Origin of the sequence: Algoriphagus terrigena DSM 22685 (genome assembly GCF_000429445.1) — a bacterium.
In the GTDB taxonomy this organism is placed as follows: domain Bacteria; phylum Bacteroidota; class Bacteroidia; order Cytophagales; family Cyclobacteriaceae; genus Algoriphagus; species Algoriphagus terrigena.
Window position 1 is genome coordinate 111,941 of record NZ_AUBW01000014.1, and the last position, 17,578, is coordinate 129,518.

At 44.6% G+C, this 17,578-nt stretch carries 14 protein-coding genes, 1 tRNA gene and 1 pseudogene; 7 read left to right on the forward strand and 9 right to left on the reverse strand.

Features of this window, described 5'->3' with window-relative positions:
* Positions 1-82: 82 nt before the first annotated feature.
* The 4 genes from mobC to G459_RS27580 form a co-directional block, all read right to left on the reverse strand.
* Positions 83-2,062, reverse strand: coding sequence for a conjugal transfer protein MobC (gene mobC / locus G459_RS0114085; protein ID WP_026968215.1), 1,980 nt, complete (start codon positions 2,060-2,062; stop codon positions 83-85).
* A gap of 9 nt (positions 2,063-2,071) precedes the next feature.
* On the reverse strand, positions 2,072-3,265 hold the full coding sequence (locus G459_RS0114090; protein ID WP_026968216.1) for a relaxase/mobilization nuclease domain-containing protein: 1,194 nt from the start codon (positions 3,263-3,265) through the stop codon (positions 2,072-2,074).
* A complete protein-coding gene (locus tag G459_RS29020; protein WP_051315233.1) occupies positions 3,262-3,651 on the reverse strand; it encodes a plasmid mobilization protein in 390 nt (129 codons plus the stop codon). Before G459_RS29020 ends, G459_RS0114090 begins: the two co-directional genes overlap by 4 nt.
* A 184-nt stretch (positions 3,652-3,835) precedes the next feature.
* A complete protein-coding gene (locus G459_RS27580; protein WP_051315234.1) occupies positions 3,836-4,051 on the reverse strand; it encodes a hypothetical protein in 216 nt (71 codons plus the stop codon).
* 437 nt (positions 4,052-4,488) lie between these two features.
* Between G459_RS27580 and G459_RS30170 the strand changes: the two are divergent.
* From G459_RS30170 to G459_RS0114125, 6 genes and pseudogenes are all read left to right on the forward strand, one after another.
* A pseudogene (locus G459_RS30170) lies at positions 4,489-4,907 on the forward strand (hypothetical protein).
* A 436-nt stretch (positions 4,908-5,343) separates the two neighbouring features.
* Positions 5,344-5,490 (forward strand): hypothetical protein, encoded by a 147-nt coding sequence (locus tag G459_RS29890; protein WP_157373349.1) that lies wholly within the window; start codon positions 5,344-5,346, stop codon positions 5,488-5,490.
* Complete coding sequence (locus tag G459_RS0114110; RefSeq protein ID WP_026968218.1) at positions 5,468-6,607, forward strand: anti-phage 6A-MBL system MBL-fold protein; 1,140 nt, start codon at positions 5,468-5,470, stop codon at positions 6,605-6,607. The genes G459_RS29890 and G459_RS0114110 overlap by 23 nt, the downstream gene beginning before the upstream one ends.
* Complete coding sequence (locus G459_RS0114115; RefSeq protein WP_026968219.1) at positions 6,600-8,888, forward strand: anti-phage 6A-MBL system cap2_3 protein; 2,289 nt, start codon at positions 6,600-6,602, stop codon at positions 8,886-8,888. The genes G459_RS0114110 and G459_RS0114115 overlap by 8 nt, the downstream gene beginning before the upstream one ends.
* Positions 8,881-9,510: a hypothetical protein gene (locus G459_RS0114120; protein ID WP_026968220.1), complete on the forward strand. Its 630-nt coding sequence runs from the start codon at positions 8,881-8,883 to the stop codon at positions 9,508-9,510. Before G459_RS0114115 ends, G459_RS0114120 begins: the two co-directional genes overlap by 8 nt.
* Before the next feature lie 525 nt (positions 9,511-10,035).
* Positions 10,036-11,454 (forward strand): hypothetical protein, encoded by a 1,419-nt coding sequence (locus G459_RS0114125; RefSeq protein WP_157373350.1) that lies wholly within the window; start codon positions 10,036-10,038, stop codon positions 11,452-11,454.
* Positions 11,455-11,842: 388 nt separating this feature from the next.
* Here the strand turns inward: G459_RS0114125 and G459_RS0114130 are convergent, their stop codons facing one another.
* From G459_RS0114130 to G459_RS0114155, 5 genes are all read right to left on the reverse strand, one after another.
* The gene (locus tag G459_RS0114130; RefSeq protein WP_026968222.1) at positions 11,843-12,151 is read right to left on the reverse strand and encodes a helix-turn-helix domain-containing protein; all 309 of its coding nucleotides are present in this window, start codon (positions 12,149-12,151) and stop codon (positions 11,843-11,845) included.
* 77 nt (positions 12,152-12,228) lie between these two features.
* Positions 12,229-13,482 carry a site-specific integrase gene (locus G459_RS0114135; RefSeq protein ID WP_026968223.1) on the reverse strand — a complete coding sequence of 418 codons (1,254 nt, stop codon included), beginning with the start codon at positions 13,480-13,482 and terminating at the stop codon, positions 12,229-12,231.
* Between the two features lie 283 nt (positions 13,483-13,765).
* Positions 13,766-13,839 (reverse strand) — tRNA-Pro (locus tag G459_RS0114145).
* Positions 13,840-13,960: 121 nt separating this feature from the next.
* A complete protein-coding gene (locus G459_RS0114150; protein WP_026968224.1) occupies positions 13,961-14,197 on the reverse strand; it encodes a hypothetical protein in 237 nt (78 codons plus the stop codon).
* A 148-nt stretch (positions 14,198-14,345) separates the two neighbouring features.
* Positions 14,346-14,630 (reverse strand): hypothetical protein, encoded by a 285-nt coding sequence (locus G459_RS0114155; RefSeq protein ID WP_026968225.1) that lies wholly within the window; start codon positions 14,628-14,630, stop codon positions 14,346-14,348.
* 359 nt (positions 14,631-14,989) lie between these two features.
* Here G459_RS0114155 and G459_RS0114160 point away from each other — a divergent pair, with 359 nt between their 5' ends.
* Positions 14,990-17,209, forward strand: a complete 2,220-nt coding sequence (locus G459_RS0114160; RefSeq protein ID WP_026968226.1) for a sodium-translocating pyrophosphatase — start codon at positions 14,990-14,992, stop codon at positions 17,207-17,209.
* Positions 17,210-17,578: the final 369 nt, after the last annotated feature.

Sequence of the window (17,578 nt, forward strand, 5' to 3'; positions counted from 1 at the left end):
TTCAATCAGAGCAGAAGCCTCAGTTCTACGTCCAGAACAATCTTCTATTCCCCTGATAACTTCAGAAAAAGCATTATTTCAACTATCCCCTGAGAATCAAATGTCCCAGTTCCGGTGTATCAAACACCCGCTCCATTTCAGTGCGCACGATTTCCTCTACGTCCCGTTTGATCTTGCGGTAGTTATCGTCCACTTCTCCCGTTGAAAGATCCCTGACCTTGGGAATCGGCGTGAATTGGCTCTCCTCGCGCTGAAGGGCCAGGTGGTCGTTTACTATCTCCGAATGGAATGCCTTTTGGTCGATCTTCTGATCCGGAGTGTCCGCCACCATTCCGACAAATTCACCGGAAGACAGAGAAGAGATCGTAGAGGCGGGAACCGCCAAATCCAGTTGGTTGGATATACTCCAAGATGTCTCGCTGCTGTTGACGGACATACTCTCCCTTCGCTGGATAATCTTGCCGAACCTTTCTGAGAGCTGTTTGGCGGTATCCCCCAATACCTGCCCGCTGATGAAATTTCCCACTGTATTCATGATCACCTCCGCCTGCTCTCTCCCGTAGTCTTTTTTGAGTTGGCTGTAGTCTTGAACCCCAAGGCAGGTCGCCACTTTGTTTGACCGGGCGGTTGCAATCAGGCTGTCAATCCCGTTGAAATAAATGGTCGGAAACTCGTCAAACACCAAGCTGGATTTGAGTTTATCTTTCTGATTGACCTGTTTCACAATCCTGGATATATAAAGCGACAACACCGCTCCATAAACCTGCTGTTTTTGGGGGTTGTTTCCCATGCAGATGATTTTGGGTTTCTCCGGATTGTTCAAATCCAGGGTGAATTCACTTTCCGAGAGCACATAGTAAAGCTGAGGAGAAGCCAGCCGGGCCATTGTGATCTTGGCACTTGCCACCTGGCCCTCCAGCTGGTCAAACGCCTTTTTTACCAGCGCTGAAACAAAAGGGTTGATCAGCACATCGATTTCAGGTTCTGTCCGAAGCACAGTAAACAGTTTCTCATACTCGGTCTGCATCAGCTCGATCACGTGGGGAAGGGTACAATACTTCCCATTCTTGTGTTTTCGCAAAAACCAGATGATCGCAGTCAGAAAGTTGATGGGGCTTTCCACAAAGAAATCCCCCTGCTTTCTGATCCATTCCCGGTTGAGCCCGAGCATGATCGTACGTGCCGACTCCGATGCATCGGTAATGTCAGTCATGCTGTCCGGCTCCAGGGGGTTACACCGGTGGGAATAGGAAAGCCGGTCAAAGTTAACCGTGTAGAAATCAGGTTTCACCGGATAGGCAGAAACGCTCTTCAACAGCGTATTGTAGGCTATCCGTGACAGATCATCATACTTGAAATCATAAACAAACATGGAAAAGCCCTTACGTATGTGCTGGGTGATCACATGACGGATGACAAAGTAGCTTTTCCCCGAGCCGGGAGTCCCCGCTACCAAAAGGGCCCGAAACGGATTAACAATGTTGATCCAGGACTTTCGAACCGTTCCCTTCAGCCGATATCGCGCTGGGAGGTTGACAGAATACTCATTCTCCAACAAACGCTCCTCTTGGGGGAAAGTCTCATTGAGATGGTTGAAAACATTCTTGCTAAGTCTGTCTTTAAACAGCCGTCCCAGCAGTCCTCCCCCAGTCAGCACGGCGAGATAGCCAATCGAGGTAATCACCATATAAAAAAGGATCGCCGTGTCTCCTGTCAGCTCAAAATCGAAAACCCAGTGTGACAGCCCATAGCTTACCAACCCAAAAACAATCCAAGGCAGGATCAGAAAAAGCCTGAGTTTTTCGTTTTTCTTTCCTTTTGCCCCCAATAGAGAGATGAAAAGTAAGCACAAGACCCAGGCTTTGGACACAAAAAAGCCGTCAAACAGCCCGGTTTTGCCAATAGCCACCATCACCTTGTCCGAAAGTTCGTGACTCAACCCCAAGTCCCTGAACCAAGCGTACCCATAGTAGTAAAAATGCAGGCAAAGCAAGCCCAGACTCATCTTTCTGGTCAGGTCAATGATCTTCCTGAGTCCCTCCAAATTCTCACCTGTTTGCATAGGCCCCGGCTATAGTGATTTTTTTCTGCGCTTCTTTTTTTTCTGTTGCTGCAGTTCGTAGGGTATCGGATCATAGGGATCGGAATAACCCGGCAAGATTTCTGAAGCGGACTTTGCCTGCAAATCCTTTTCGTCACTAGTGAGATCCCTGAAAGCAGAACCCTTATACTCGGGCGAAAATCTTCGCAATAACGCATTCGCCGAAACTTCCTTCCCCAGATCCGAACCATTGAATACGCACCGGTTCACCAAGTCCACATAGGTAACCCCATACAGCCTGCCCTCTGCATTGGTTCTGAACACCGGCACGACTCCCCTTTTTCTCAGTCCCTTTTGTAACTCATCGTTTGAACTGCTTTTTATCATTTCAGCAAGGATGGTCTCCCGAAGACCCGATCTTGAAAGCTTTCTGAATTCCTTATTGCTTTCAAACTTTTTCTCCAGCTTTGACAAGGTAGGACCAGTCGGAATTGAGCTGGCCTTGATGGGAACGCCAATTCGGTTTCCGTCGGGATCGAGGACCGAATAGACCAGGCCTTTTCGCTCAAACATCAGGCTGCCGGGGTCGCCACGAAATGCCCCCACATTGAACAGTCCCAAAACCGCGTTGAACTCCGGCAGAGAGGTAAAATGATAAGTCCGGACCACTTCCCTTACAATATTGGAAACTGCCGCCTTGGTCTCTTTCCCTCCATACAGAACTTTGGCGAGAGCCGACAAGTCCAGGTGCTGTTTCCCCTGCCCCTCGGCTTTGACCAGCCTGTAGGCTTTCTCCAATTCCTTTCTGGTTTTCTCAGACTGGACTCTGCCCAGATTATGGGTTTCGATCCGTTTTCCAAAGCGGTCAATATTCGTCGAGACGATATGAAGATGGGGGTGGGCGGTATCAAAATGTCTATACAGCAGGAAAGGCTGATCTCCAAATCCTATTCCCCTCATGTAATCCCAGGCAATGGCTCTTAATTTGTCATCATTCAGTTTTTCCTTGGGAGAAAAACTGAGAGAGATATGAATCGTATTGGTCTTGGTTCTCTTGTTCAATGCTATCCGGTCCTGAAACACCCGGATTTTGTCGGCAAGGGAACGCTGCCTACCGGCAGTCCCTTCAAAGCCCAAAAGCCGTGCTTCGCCTTTTTCCACTTTCCGCTCATTGTACCGAATGGCTCCCCCAACATTCTTCCCCGTATTGATCCGCACTATCATACCCTAGGCGATCCAGCCTTTTCGATTTTGGAACCCAAATCACGGAGAAGTCTGGTCACCGATTCTAAATGGGGCAGCAACTCCCTGATGAAGAAAGCCCGCTCGGCAGGCTCAGCCTGCACATGGAAGAAATGGGTGATCTGATTGATGTTTACCCCTATCCGGTTCATCTCCGTTCGGATCAGACCCAATTCTATCCAAAGCTGTTCTTTGGATTCATCCCGGGTGTTGACCGTTAACTTCTTCCTGAAAAGAATCTCACGCACCAGCTCACTCAGATTCTGGCAGTCGGATGCCTTCCGGAGCAAGTCCTCCAGCCGTTCTATTTCGGGAGGAGTAAACCGCACTGTTTTTCTTACAGGGTAAGCGACCGTTCTTTTCTTCATATCCCAGTAAAAAGAAAAACCGACTTCGGAGGATTTTCATCCAAACGCAACTCTGGCGGCGTTTGAAAGATGGATTGGCGTCAGACAATCCTACATCTTGCTCATTGCCTCGACGCAATGCATTACTACCCGAATTGCAATAAATGATCGGGAAGAAGAGATGCTAATTACAGATCGGAAAAGATCAGTTTTCCAAATTCCAGACCCATTCGTCTGCTACCATTATCCAGTCCCTTATCGGACTTCCGGTCTCACTTCGCCAGTCCATACCCTGGTAGTAGAAATAGAAAATTTCAGCTTCCGCCTCAGGGACGTGAAGGAAATTGAAATAGGCCTTTACCTGATCAAGTGAGGGTGGCACATTTCTGGAAAAACTGAGATTCTGAGCTTCTTGATTCATGACAGTGTTTGTCTTTGATGAAGCCCAAATGTGTGTCAGTGAGGGAACTAATAGTCACACCGGAAACCGAAGGGTGAGGGATTTCGAGTGGAGTCAAATTCCAAGTCGAATATCAACTTCGAAGCGATATGCTTTTTACCTTTTACCCTCAAACTCGATAGTCTTTTCCTTTGTGACTCTCTTGTTTCTGTCGGAAAATAAATAGAATTCAAGACAAAAATCCGCTGGGCGACCCGTCCCAAGAGTCTTGTGGACCCCTTCCCGAGAGAATAAACCGCCATTCGGAAATCTTCTTAATCTTTACATTCCCAAAAAATCCACATCAAATATATGAATACGGACTTCTGCCTGTAGCCAAATATTTAATGACAGTTCGTGACAATAATCTGGTATTCAGCTAAAAGCAGGGTTAATTGGTCAAAACAACGACTCTGACCATGAATATTTTGAAGTTTAAGGAGCGTTTTCCTGATAGAGAATCCGTATCATCTTTTTTAAAGCCTAATGAGGTCCAGGAAGGTGTGGTTTGCAAAAAGTGCAGGAGTGCGACCGAAAAGGGATTTACAGCGCTTGAACTGCAGAGGCCGACGGGTTCTACCCGTTACCAGACGGCCTTCGATTTATGTCAGAAGATCCGTGTTATCATGGGCAAACCAGAAGATTTCGTGGAGTTCATACTATTCAATTATCCTCCATGAAACAGGGCAAGTACAACCTCAAATAGGCTCATACCGCGATCAGTAACCTAAAAAGCGATTAAAGTATAGATAAGATGATCTCAAAAAGAAAGGTTCAAAACTATTTTGACCGACTTGTTATTGATTCCGTCCAACCCTACTGGCAAAGTTGCGGATAATCATCTAGAACTACATAAAATGGCAGAAACACTTAGACAGGACAGAAAAACTGACAAAAATAACGACACAATGTCACGTTAACACATGAGCTTTTCAACTAAATCGTTTAATCACTTCATTTATGGTTTATGGCACAATTATGAACGTTGTTAGTCTGATTTGTTCTTTTAAACAAGAAGCCCATAAGGAGTAGTGATCCTTACAGGCTTATAGTAAGTCATTAGTTTCAGGAAGCGGCTAATCACCGCTGGCTTACCAATATGACTGTGTTCTTTTATATAAGGCGCAAAAGTATAAAAAGTTTGGTTTTTTCTTAAAAGGAATCAAAAGTTTAAGGCTTTACATATCATATCTTGAAAAACCTGAAGCCGGAGTAGCACTTCCTGACCCGAAATAGAATGGAAGCAAGTTGATTTTGCAAAAAAAAACTAAATTATGCAAGAACAATTACTTTCGGATGCGATGCACCGACCGGGAGCGGTTAAACCACCAAACTCCCCAACCCTTATTGCGAAAGCCTGCAACAAGTATGTCCATTATGCGAACCCCTCAGTGAGAAATGGAGGTGGCAAAAATGGCTAACCAATCTATTAAAGTGTATCCTGTCGGCAATGGAGACACCTCCTTGATCAGCCTTTCGGGAAACCAGCACATGATGATCGATTGCAAAATCGATAACGATGCGCCGACCAACAAAGACAAGTTTGATGTTAAGAAAGATTTAGTGGCTAACCTTCCTAAGGACAGCGAGGGCAGGCACCATTTGGATGTGTTTATCCTGACCCATCCCGACAATGACCACTGTGCTGGGTTTAAAGATACCTTTTTCTGCGATGATCCTGCAAACTACGACAAGGATGCCAAAGAACGCAATGCCATCATAATTGATGAATTATGGTTCAGCAATACTCTTTTCGACCGTTTTACCGATCCATTGTCCGACGCAGCGAAAAACTTTAAAAAGGAAGCTAAGCGCAGGAAAGATCTGTTTAAGAATAGTCCTGAAAAAGCAAAGCTTCCTGGCAACAGGATTATCCTTATCGACTTTAAAGACGAATGTAAAGACGATGGATTTGAGAGTATTATCGTTGAACCCGGAACATCAACCAATATATTCAACAAGGTTGAAAAAACTGACTTTTCGCTGTTCATCCATGGTCCATTCAAAACGCCGACTGACGATAGCCAGCCCCGCAATGAAACGAGTGTGATTATGCAGCTTAGGTTCGGATCGGCAAACGATGAAATGGCTGCCCTTGCTTTTTTTGCCGGAGATGCCGATTACAACCGGTTTCAACGTCTATTGGACGAACGTGACGACGAGAGCATCCAATGGGACCTGCTGTTGGCCCCTCACCACTGTTCTTGGACCTACTTCAACATGACCCCATACGAGGATTTTCCAGAACCACAGGATTCGGCAATAGAATTTCTTCAACGCCAAAGGGGCGCAGGAATGATAGTAGCCTCTTCAAAAGAAATTATCGACGACGATGATAATCCTCCGCATTACGCTGCCAAACAAGAATATATTGGGCAAATCGACGAGGATGATTTCTATAGCACTGGAGATGATCCGTTGACGCCTTTGGTTTTTGAAGCCGGAAACAATGGCTTCAGTAAAAAGGATTATATCGCTAAGGCGAACCTTGTAAGTGCTGTTAGTGGGGTAACTGAAAAAGCAAAAACCTATGGGTAGTTTTTCGGATGGCCTCAAACTACTTAACCCTCAGGATGAAGCCAAGCTGCCAGTCAATATTTTAGGCAGCTTGGCTTTGCTTAAAAAAAAATATCCGGCTTCAAGAGTGAGAGCTTTTGAGGGGCCGGATGAATTTTTCATAGCTATGGACCTTGAAATCAGAAGGCCAAATCGTGCGGTAATGTACCATAAAAAAGAGCCAGTACTTATCAAACTCGATGTAAAGGACTACCCATTTGTTGCCCCGGCTCCCTATACGGACAGGCTCGACTTTCCTGCAGAGAATACACCGCATATCAACCCGACTATAAAGGGCCGACCGTATTCGCTATGTCTATTCAGGGGGGATTCTTCGGACTGGTTTTCACAGCATACTATCCTGGATTTTGTTGAAAGGCTCAGAGCCTGGATGCAGGATGCTGCCGAGGACAACCTTATCAAACCCGATGACGACTTCGAGTTGACTAGAGTCGATGAAGATCAGCATGTAATATTTTTTCCTGAAAGAGATGTAGTAGATATCATCAACGCAGAGTGGAAAGAAAATAGCGGTAGCAAGGGAATGGTAGTCGCAAATTTTGTTATAAACACAGAAGATGCACCAAAGGATGCCGGCCAAAAAGAAATAGCTTGGCTCGTCAGGCTTTTTCAACAGGAAATCGGCGATCTAACTCAGGCGAGTGTAGTAACCGAGCCCAAACAAGTGCCGGGCCTAATTCTATTTGCAAATGCTGATACAATAGACAGTCGGTACGTGACCCGGTTGCCGCATGATTTGGAATCTCTGATCGTTTGGGCTGATGAACGTGGCATCGACCTGCAGAATATGCTTGCCAAGTTCGCGGCTTCACATCTTGAAATGGGGAGAATGTTCCCGATAGTCTTTGCAATTAAACGCCCAAGAAAGGTAATCAACCATCTGACCGACTTGGAGTTTATTTCATTTACAATTATACCTGTCTTTGAAGAACATACCAAGGCTCTTCTTTTGTCGTCCTCGGTAGCCAGTGCAGCGCTCTATAGAAAAAATAGTATTCCGCTTGCCCAATATCTTTCGGGATATCCATCAGGAGAAAGTTACAGCGAAGTGCATTATATTGGCCTTGGTGCGGTTGGTTCAAAGATTGCGATGCATTTTTCCAGAGCCGGCCTGATTCCCAAAACATTGATTGACCCGGATTATTCGCTGCCACACAACAACATACGTAACGCGCTGATCAACTATCCCGGGGTCAAAAAGATAGACAAGCTTGACTCAGATATTAAACAACTTTATTTGAATAATATCGACAACGCATTTGACATCAAAAAAAAACCGAAAGAGCTATTAAATGCACTGGCAGAAGACCCGGAATTATTTTCAGATAAAAAACAGCTGATAATTGATAGTACTGCATCATATGGAGTAGAGAACTTTTTAAATCGTAGACTTAAAGTAGACGGTTCCAGATATGCCAGGATCGAACTGGCTGACAAAGGCAATATAGGCTTTCTTCGGGTAGAAGGGTTGCAACGAAACCCACGCATCGACGATCTCATGATGGAGGTCTATCGCTTGGCTATCACAGACAAAAACTTGTCGGCTTGGTTAAAAGAAAATCATTTGGCCAGGGCAAGCCATTCTTTGATTGATGAGATATATTTGGGTTTAAACTGCAGCACGGATACGTTGATTATGCCGGACGATAAAGTTTCCCTCCATACTGCTGCGGCCAGCATAGGGCTAAGAAACTTTAATCAGTCTCCACAGGACAGTGGACTTCTTCAAATTACGAAGGTCTCAGATGGCCCCCTGGTTTCGCTAGGCACAGAGGCTCTGGCTGTCCAACCAGTTTTTATCGTTAAGGCCGATAATCAGCCAGAATGGCAACTTCGGTTTCGCCACTCACTCTATGAATATTTGATCAATGAACTGCACGAAAACCGGCCCAATGAAACAGGAGGCATTTTCATCGGCAGAGTAGATAAAGCCAATAAGATCATATATATCGCCGATATTTTGAACGCACCATCAGACAGCACAAAATCACCCTACATGTTCACTAGGGGCATTGAAGGGCTTAGCGAAAAAGTAAAGCAAATCCGTGATAAAACTGGCGATATGTTGGAATACGTTGGAGAATGGCATACGCACCCTACAGGAAGCGCCAGCCTTAGCGGAACAGACAAGCATGCGATTTCAGAGATACGTAAAATATTGGATCCCATACATTACCCAACCTGCATCACAGTGATCAACGGAAAAAAAATTCACCCGTACGTCTTTACCAAATATGAGTAGCGAAGAAGACCTAAAATCTAAGAATGCTTTTGCAATGGGGGTATTTTTTAGCTTCAATATAGCTTTGCTAATATCTTTTTTCTTTGCAGAAAACATCGATGTTATCCTATCAGATTTTAAATCCATTCTTACCATAAGAACTTTAGGATTGCTCATTGCCCCGTTGATACTATTTATTGTGAATGGCCTGCTCACCCCGGAGATAAAAGCCTCACTAGTCTTTTGGAAAGCAAAAAATGCACTTCCCGGTTGCAGATCTTTCAGCGTCTTAGCAAAAAAAGACAATAGGATCGATATCAAACGTCTGTCTGAGCTATATGGCCCGCTTCCGGTTCGTTCTCAAAAGCAAAACAAATTATGGTACAAAATTTACAAGCTAAACCGAGATGACAAGGCTATACAGTCAAGTCATCGTAGATTTTTGCTTGGCAGGGACTTAACTGCAATGGCCTTCTTGTTCCTTGTATTCAGTGGCCTGCCCTTCCTAGTGCTCGGCGATCACTTCATTAGTTTATTGTACATTGGATGCCTGGTTTTTATATATATGCTGTTGGTTTTAGCAACGAGAAATTACGGCAATCGATTTGTCACGAACGTACTTGCAGTGGAATCGGTAAAATAGTATTTACTTCAGGACATCAATTTCCTCAAAAAATTGAGATTTCGAGCTTCCTTATTCATTACATCGAACTTTTTTGATGAAGCTCAAATTCGTAGCAGAGTACTTTGGAAAAGTCACACTCAAACCCAAAAGCGGCCGAGGATTCCAGCAGAATAAATTGTCTGGATTAAGGTCTTGAAACCTTCGTGAAAAATCTCTAAACTTAAACATTACCATGCCCTCTTTAGACCAGTCAAATGAATTGCAAACTTCTATTTGCGTGAAAAATGGTAGTGGATGTTTAAAGAGCTTTCAGGGGTGCTTGCAGCCATATTTTTTCAAGAAAAGGAAAAATTGAAAGCCAATTAAAAAATAATGGATCTGACAAATACCCCTCTCAAACACCGATGCAAACATTTTACCATCATAATGACTTGATTTACAGACACATAAAACAATTACCTCTTGCAAGAAGTATATCTATTATAAATAGTGTAGTGTGACATGGTATCGATAGAAATGATTCTTCAGAAAAAAGGCCCTCTGATGTCAAGCAAATTACTTGACTTAATGGAGGCTGAACATGGAATGAGCAGACAAGCAGCTAGGCAAAAACTAAGTCGTTCCAGTTCACCTATTCATAAGTTAAAAGGATATTTTCAAAAGAATCAGACATTTGTTTACCTACAAGAAACCTATAAAACAGAAGCTTGGTACTACGCCTTGGTGGACGCATTTTCAAATTGTGCACGACGTTACTATTCTGTAATTAAAGCTTTAGAATATCACCACGGCTATTTGGGAACGAAGGATCTACCCACATTCACCTTTTCACCTATATCGAATTTAACAGGGCACAAGAGAATTGACGTAGTTCTGCAAGATTTGATTGATCTAGAGGTACTAGAACTGGATGATGGCGGCCTGTACACCTATTCAAATAAATTAGCAGAAAATGGCCGTAATCTAAATCGTCACAAAGGAGTGGAATTGGCCCGTAAAGTCATTCTTCAACAATTTGATGACTGGGCAAAGAAAATCAACTTGACCTCTTTTAATACCGGAAAGTATAATTCTGAATTTGGTAAGTTTCAGTGGGGATATACGTCGCCGTCATACGTCCATCCGCTAAGAAGATTTAAAAGGAAGGGAAAAGTCGAACCGGGCTTCATTTTGGCTGATGCGCTAATCGGAAACATTACAAAGTTGGATGAGGTTTCATTTTTTATCGAGAAAACAGAAGTACTAAAGAAACAAAAGGGTATTTTTCCATTTATGCCCTTTTTACTGGTGGAAATTGTAGATAAAGACGCCCTTGATGCCTTGAAGCAGAAAGGAGTAATGGTCGGATTTATAGATAAACTATTTGGGACCGAATATATCGAGCTTATAAAATCGCTGATTCAAGTAGTTGAAAATGCTGGGGCGATTTTGAAAAAGAACCCAGATCGATTTCTTGACTTGATGAAGAAATTATCTAAACTGGTTGATGGAAAAGTTGGAAACTTAAGAGGAGATTTATTTGAGCTTGCAGTCGGGTATTTTCATGGACAATTTTGTAACAACCTTGATATCGGCAAGAAGATTTTCTATGATGGCGAAAAAAGAGAAATCGACGTATTTGCGTCATACACAGGCGAATTAAGAATTGCAGAATGCAAAGGGTACAAGAATGCGTTAAACAGGTCATACGTACATGAATGGTTAACAACAAAAATTCCTGTAATTCGGAGATGGGCACTTGACCAAGAACCATATCGTAAAAAAGATATAATTTTCGAACTATGGTGTACTGGAGGTTTCGATGAATCTGCCATCGAGTTGCTTGAAAATCATCAAAAGTCCAGCTCTAAGATTAAAATTGAATTTTTCGATTTAGATAAAATCATGGAGAAAGCTAAAAAGCTTGAATCTTCTAAATTTCAGGAGGTATTGGAAGAATACTATATTAAAGCTGATATATAGTGGCCTTCCACTCCATTTCGACGGAAAAAGGTATTATCTATTCTCAAGCATTTTAAGCATCCAATCGGTCTTGGTTTTTCAGTTTGAAGTTCCCATTGATATTCGCGATTTCGCGAGACCATTTTGCAGACGGAAGCAGACAATTCACCGGGCTGACCTGTGTTTATCCATTATCTTTTGGATTTACTTATGATTTAGATTCCATATCCATTCTTTGGCCCATGCCTTCCAGTTTCTAATTGGCCTGCCGTTTACAGTTCTCCAGTTATTAAGCCGGTGTATTTCTATAAAATCTAAAGTCTGTTTTTCAGAGACACCCAATTGGTCAAAAAATATCCTCACCATTTCCTCTGGAGGTGGCATTTCCGCACCATATCCGGTATTATTTTCAGAGGATCTTGCCACCCCTTTCAAACTGCAGACTCCTTGATCTTCCCTGTTTCTGCTCCAACATGTGCTCAATATCTCTTCTGTCATAATACAGGACTCCCCCGATTTTGGTATATGGCAAGGTCCCGTTGACCCGGAGGTTCTGTAGGGTTCCTGATGATATCCCAAGCATCTTTTTCACCTCACTGGTTTTATGCCATCGCTTGTCTGATTCCTTTGCTCCAGATTGCAGAAGCTTTGCAATTTCCGCTACCAATTCGATCCTGAATTCTTCAAGATCCTCCCTGGTGATGATTTCAACAGCCATTTACTATCAGGGTTTGATTTGAAGCTAAAAAAAGCAAAATGACTTCAAGAATACCCACACTCAAATCCGAAGTCGGATCAGATGGCCTTCAAAACAGATGGGATGGATTTGGGAGACAATTTATCACGCAAGGAGGCCATATCCTGGCTCAGCTTTTTCTGGATCACCCTCCCATAAACCTGGGTTGTGGAAAGCCTGGAGTGTCCCAACATCTTGCTCACAGATTCAATGGGGACACCATTGAGCAGGGTCACTGTGGTTGCGAAGGTATGCCTGGCAACATGGAAAGTCAGGTTTTTTGAAATCCCACATAGATCTGCTATCTCCTTTAGGTAGGTATTTAACCTTTGATTGGTAGGAACCGGGAGCAAGGTCCCCTTTGTCTTTGATTTTTCGTGATCCCGGTACTTTTCGATCAGGTTAAGGGCGGGGTACAATAGCGGGATGTGAAAAGGTTCACTTGTTTTCTTCCGTTTGCCGGAAAGCCAGGGTTCTCCATCGACACCCTTGTAGACACTTGAGGGAGTCAGTTCAGAAAGGTCCGTATAGGCGAGACCGGTATAGCAGGCAAACACAAAAAGATCCTGCACCCAGGAAAGCCTAGCATTGGTAAAAACTTTGTCAGTGATCCGCTCCAACTCAAACTCTGTCAGATAGTCAATTTCCACCTTTTCAAATTTAAGCCGGTAACGGTCAAACGGGGACTTGACAATCCATTCCATATCTCTGGCTAATCCCATCAGTTTCTGGAAACGCTCCATGTGCTTCATCACACCGTTCTGCGTCATCGGCCGCTGGTGGTCAGTCGGGCGGTGTCTTCTGAGATATATTTCGAAACTCTGGACAAACGTAAAGTCGATGTCCCTTACACAATAATCCCCCCTCTTGTATTTCTTTTTGACGAATTTCCCCAAATACTTCCCGGTGGTAAAATAGTTTTTGAGGGTACCCTCCCTGAGCTTCTCGGTGAATTCGGTATTGTGGTATTCCAGCAGCTGTGACAGCATCATGTCCTGCCGGTCCTCACCAAGAAACCTGTTCTTCAGCATCTCGGCAGTTATATGTTTTTTGGCCAGCTGCAAATCCTGAAAGTCCGCAGTTATAGTCGCCCTGACCTTTTCCAGGTACTCATTCAACTCACGGATTTCATTCTTGTTGCCTTTGGCCAGTCCACGCGCATGGTTCCATTGGCCAGGATCTACTCGCTGTTTCATTGAGATCTCAACCCGCTGGGAATCAACGGATATCCGAGCATAGACAGGAGCTTCACCTCCCGAGATTTTGGACGTTTTGATGATGAAATGGACTCCAAAAGAATTCGAGCTTCTCATGTTTTGATGGATTTAGGTTCAAATCGTGGAGAAAAGGTCACCGGAATCTCCATTTTTCCGGCCCAAAACAGGCCAAAACGAATCAAAAGAAATTAAGGTTAATAATTTGAAAATCAATTGATTAACCTCTTTTCTGGGACCTAAATATAAAAATTAAAAAAGGTCACCTTTTAGGTCTCATTTATTATGGCTTTTTATGCTTAAATCCGGTATGGATAAAAAAACAAAAGCCTGAAAATCATCTGATTTTCAGGCTTTTGGCAAATTTTGGATTGTGAACCTGTCGGGGTGACAGGATTTGAACCTGCGACCACACGCCCCCCAGACGTGTACGCTACCGGACTGCGCCACACCCCGATTTGCGTTTCGAAATTACAATTTTCAAGGATTTTTAAAAGTCTTTGCATTCTTTTTCCGAAGGTCTACTCCAAGCGCGTTGATTTCCAGTAGCATCTCTTTCGAGTCCTTCACTTGAATCCTAATCGCTGCTGGATGGGGTGGCCTTGAATATCGGCTGGCTGGGCAATTGACAGCAAGTTGTGCAGCACACTGCTGCGGATTTCATCAAAAGCGCTTTGCGCAAGGCTTCCCGGCCATTATTAAATGGGCCCAAATAATCCCGATCAATAGCATCGGGAATAGATTCGCATTCCTTTTCATGAATTTCAAATTGGCCGTCTTGATTTGCCGTGCTGGAGAGATAAAAGAACTTCATTTCAATTTGGAAGATTGCTATTCCCAAAAATAGGCCCCCAAAAAATCCTAAAAAATACCCTATATAGGGTATTTTTTAGTTGAATTTGGACACAAACGGCCAAGAACTTCTAAATCGCCGTACGGTTTTCGTCAGCAAAAAATTCCAATCAGGTTAAAAACCGCAAGACCAACTCTTCCCATTCCTCTTCCAAACTGACACTGGGCCGCCTCTCTCCTGCCTTGGAATACCAATAATCCGAATTCCATTGGTCGCCCTCCTTTCGGTGGAGATAGGCGTGGATTCTCGCCGCTGATTTCCCGACCAACTGGTCCACCTGGTCGTGAGCAGACTTCCAGTCTCCATGTCCGTCATACCAAAGAGACAAAAGAACGGGAGAATCCTGCCATGCCGAGGAGTCGGTCGATAAAAAGTTGTGAAGTGAACTGTTCATAATTGCTGGGCGCTTTGTCCTACAGGACAGCTTATTTTCAATATTACTAAGACAGTCTCTAAATCGCTGAATTCTAACCACTTCGCCTGATTAAAGCGTTCAGGCACTGATCTCATCAGTGTCAGAGATCTTTTGATACCAATTCCCAAAAATAAAAAAGTATGCGTATCCAGGCCCTGATTGAAGTTTTTTTCACCGGATCAAGGCCCGGGGACATGAGCAAATACGCTGCAGAGACCTTAAATATCAGAATTTTACCGTAGATCTGAATGGCCTTTTATCACTCTTGGTGCATTGGGGATAAATTCTATATTTGCCCAATTAACTTACAGTAAACCTAAATAGAATCCGAATAAATTATGGAACAAGCGTTGATTTACCTAGTCCCAGCATTGGGAGTGGTAGGCCTGCTGGTCATGGCGGTCAAATCCGCCTGGGTCACCAAACAAGACACAGGCGACAAAAACATGATGGAACTCTCCGGCTACATTGCAGACGGAGCAATGGCATTTTTGAAGGCCGAATGGAAAGTCCTCTCTTATTTCGCAGTCATCGCCGGCATCTTGCTGGCTTGGTCTGGAACGATGGTCGAGACCTCCAGCCCGGTGATTGCAATTTCATTTTTGATCGGCGCGTTCCTGTCTGCTTTGGCGGGCTACATCGGGATGAAGATCGCCACCAAAGCTAACGTAAGAACCACTCAAGCTGCCCGAACCAGCCTAAAGCAAGCATTGAAAGTGTCCTTCACCGGAGGCTCTGTGATGGGACTCGGAGTGGCCGGCTTGGCTGTATTGGGTCTTGGTTCCTTGTTCATCATCTTCTACCAACTCTATGTCGTCAGCGTAGGCGCAGGTGTCAACGGTCTGGAGATGGAGAAAGCGCTGGAAGTACTCGCAGGATTCTCCTTGGGCGCTGAGTCTATTGCACTTTTTGCACGCGTGGGCGGCGGTATCTATACCAAAGCTGCTGACGTCGGAGCCGATCTAGTAGGAAAAGTAGAAGCGGGAATCCCGGAAGACGACGTCAGAAACCCTGCAACCATCGCCGACAACGTGGGTGATAATGTGGGTGACGTGGCCGGTATGGGCGCCGATTTGTTTGGTTCTTATGTAGCAACGATCCTTGCGACCATGGTCTTGGGTCGTGAGATTGTATCGGTTGATGCTTTCGGAGGAATCGCTCCGATCCTGCTGCCGATGGTTTTGGCAGGTTTGGGGATCATCTTCTCGATCATGGGCATGTTCTTCGTCACCATCAAAGATGAGAAAGGAGATGTTCAAAGAGCCCTGAACATGGGTAACTGGTCGTCGATTGTCTTCACCGCTATCGCTTCATTCTTTGTAGTGAAGTTCATGTTGCCTGAGACGCTATCGATCAGGGGAGTTAATTTCACCAATATGGATGTGTTCTATGCGATTATCCTGGGTTTGGTCGTGGGCACTTTGATGTCCATGATCACGGAATACTATACCGCGATGGGCAAGCGTCCAGTGATGTCCATCATCAAGCAATCGGCCACCGGACATGCCACCAACATCATCGGCGGACTTGCAGTAGGTATGGAGTCTACCGTGTTGCCTATTCTGGTTTTGGCCGGCGGTATCTATGGAGCGTATGAATTTGCCGGTCTCTACGGCGTAGCGATTGCCGCTGCCGGAATGATGGCCACCACAGCAATGCAGCTGGCGATTGACGCCTTCGGGCCGATCGCCGACAATGCGGGTGGGATTGCGGAGATGAGCCAGCTCCCTGAGGAAGTCCGTGGTAGAACGGACATCCTGGATGCGGTGGGAAATACCACTGCAGCAACCGGAAAAGGGTTCGCGATTGCTTCTGCAGCATTGACTTCTTTGGCTTTATTTGCGGCTTTTGTAGGGATTGCAGGCATTGATGCCATTGACATTTACAAGGCCGACGTATTGGCTGGCCTGTTTGTAGGAGGGATGATTCCTTTTATCTTCTCCTCTCTCTGTATCGCGGCGGTCGGTCGCGCAGCCATGGACATGGTGAATGAGGTAAGACGGCAGTTCAGAGAGATTCCCGGAATCATGGAATACAAAGCCAAACCGGAGTACGAGAAGTGCGTGGAGATCTCCACCAAAGCCTCCATCCGTGAGATGATCGCTCCGGGAGCTATTGCCCTGATCACACCGATCATCATTGGCTTTGCTTTTGGCCCTGAGGTGTTGGGCGGCCTGCTGGCTGGCGTGACGGTATCGGGTGTGCTGATGGGAATGTTCCAGTCCAATGCCGGTGGTGCATGGGACAACGCGAAGAAATCTTTCGAGAAAGGTGTCGAAATCGACGGTGAAATCTATTACAAAAAGTCGGAGCCCCACAAGGCTTCCGTGACTGGTGATACTGTGGGTGATCCTTTCAAAGACACCTCTGGTCCATCGATGAATATCCTGATCAAGTTGATGTCTATCGTAGCACTGGTGATCGCTCCGCACATTTCCGAAAAAGCTCACGATACCGTGGCCGACGGGTCGCAGGTAGTGACGAAGGAAGTCAAAAAAGAGATCAAGGTAATCGATGGTAAGAGAACCGAGATCGAGACGATAAAGATCACCAAGTAGTAATAACTCTTCAACATCACGTAGAAGCCGCCTCCTAAAAAAGGGCGGCTTTTTTCGTAAACTAAATCCAGGGCTTTTAGCCTTTCTTCTTTGTGAAAAATCTGAACAGAAACTTGTTGAGAATTAAGAAATTGACGTACCTGAACTGTATTAACCGTAGATTTTTTTGAATATTCTTGATTGTTGGGTTAAATTAAAGGCTGTCAACCAGTGATCAGGAGGATTAACCCCTCAACTTGCTCTTCTTTTTTGCTTAAAGGGAATCAAGACTTTGCATCTAGCGCTTTATCCTATTTGATTTTTGTCCGCATAGACCGGACTTAGTAAACAGTGCCAAATTCAATTTATTATCTATCCATCAAACACCTA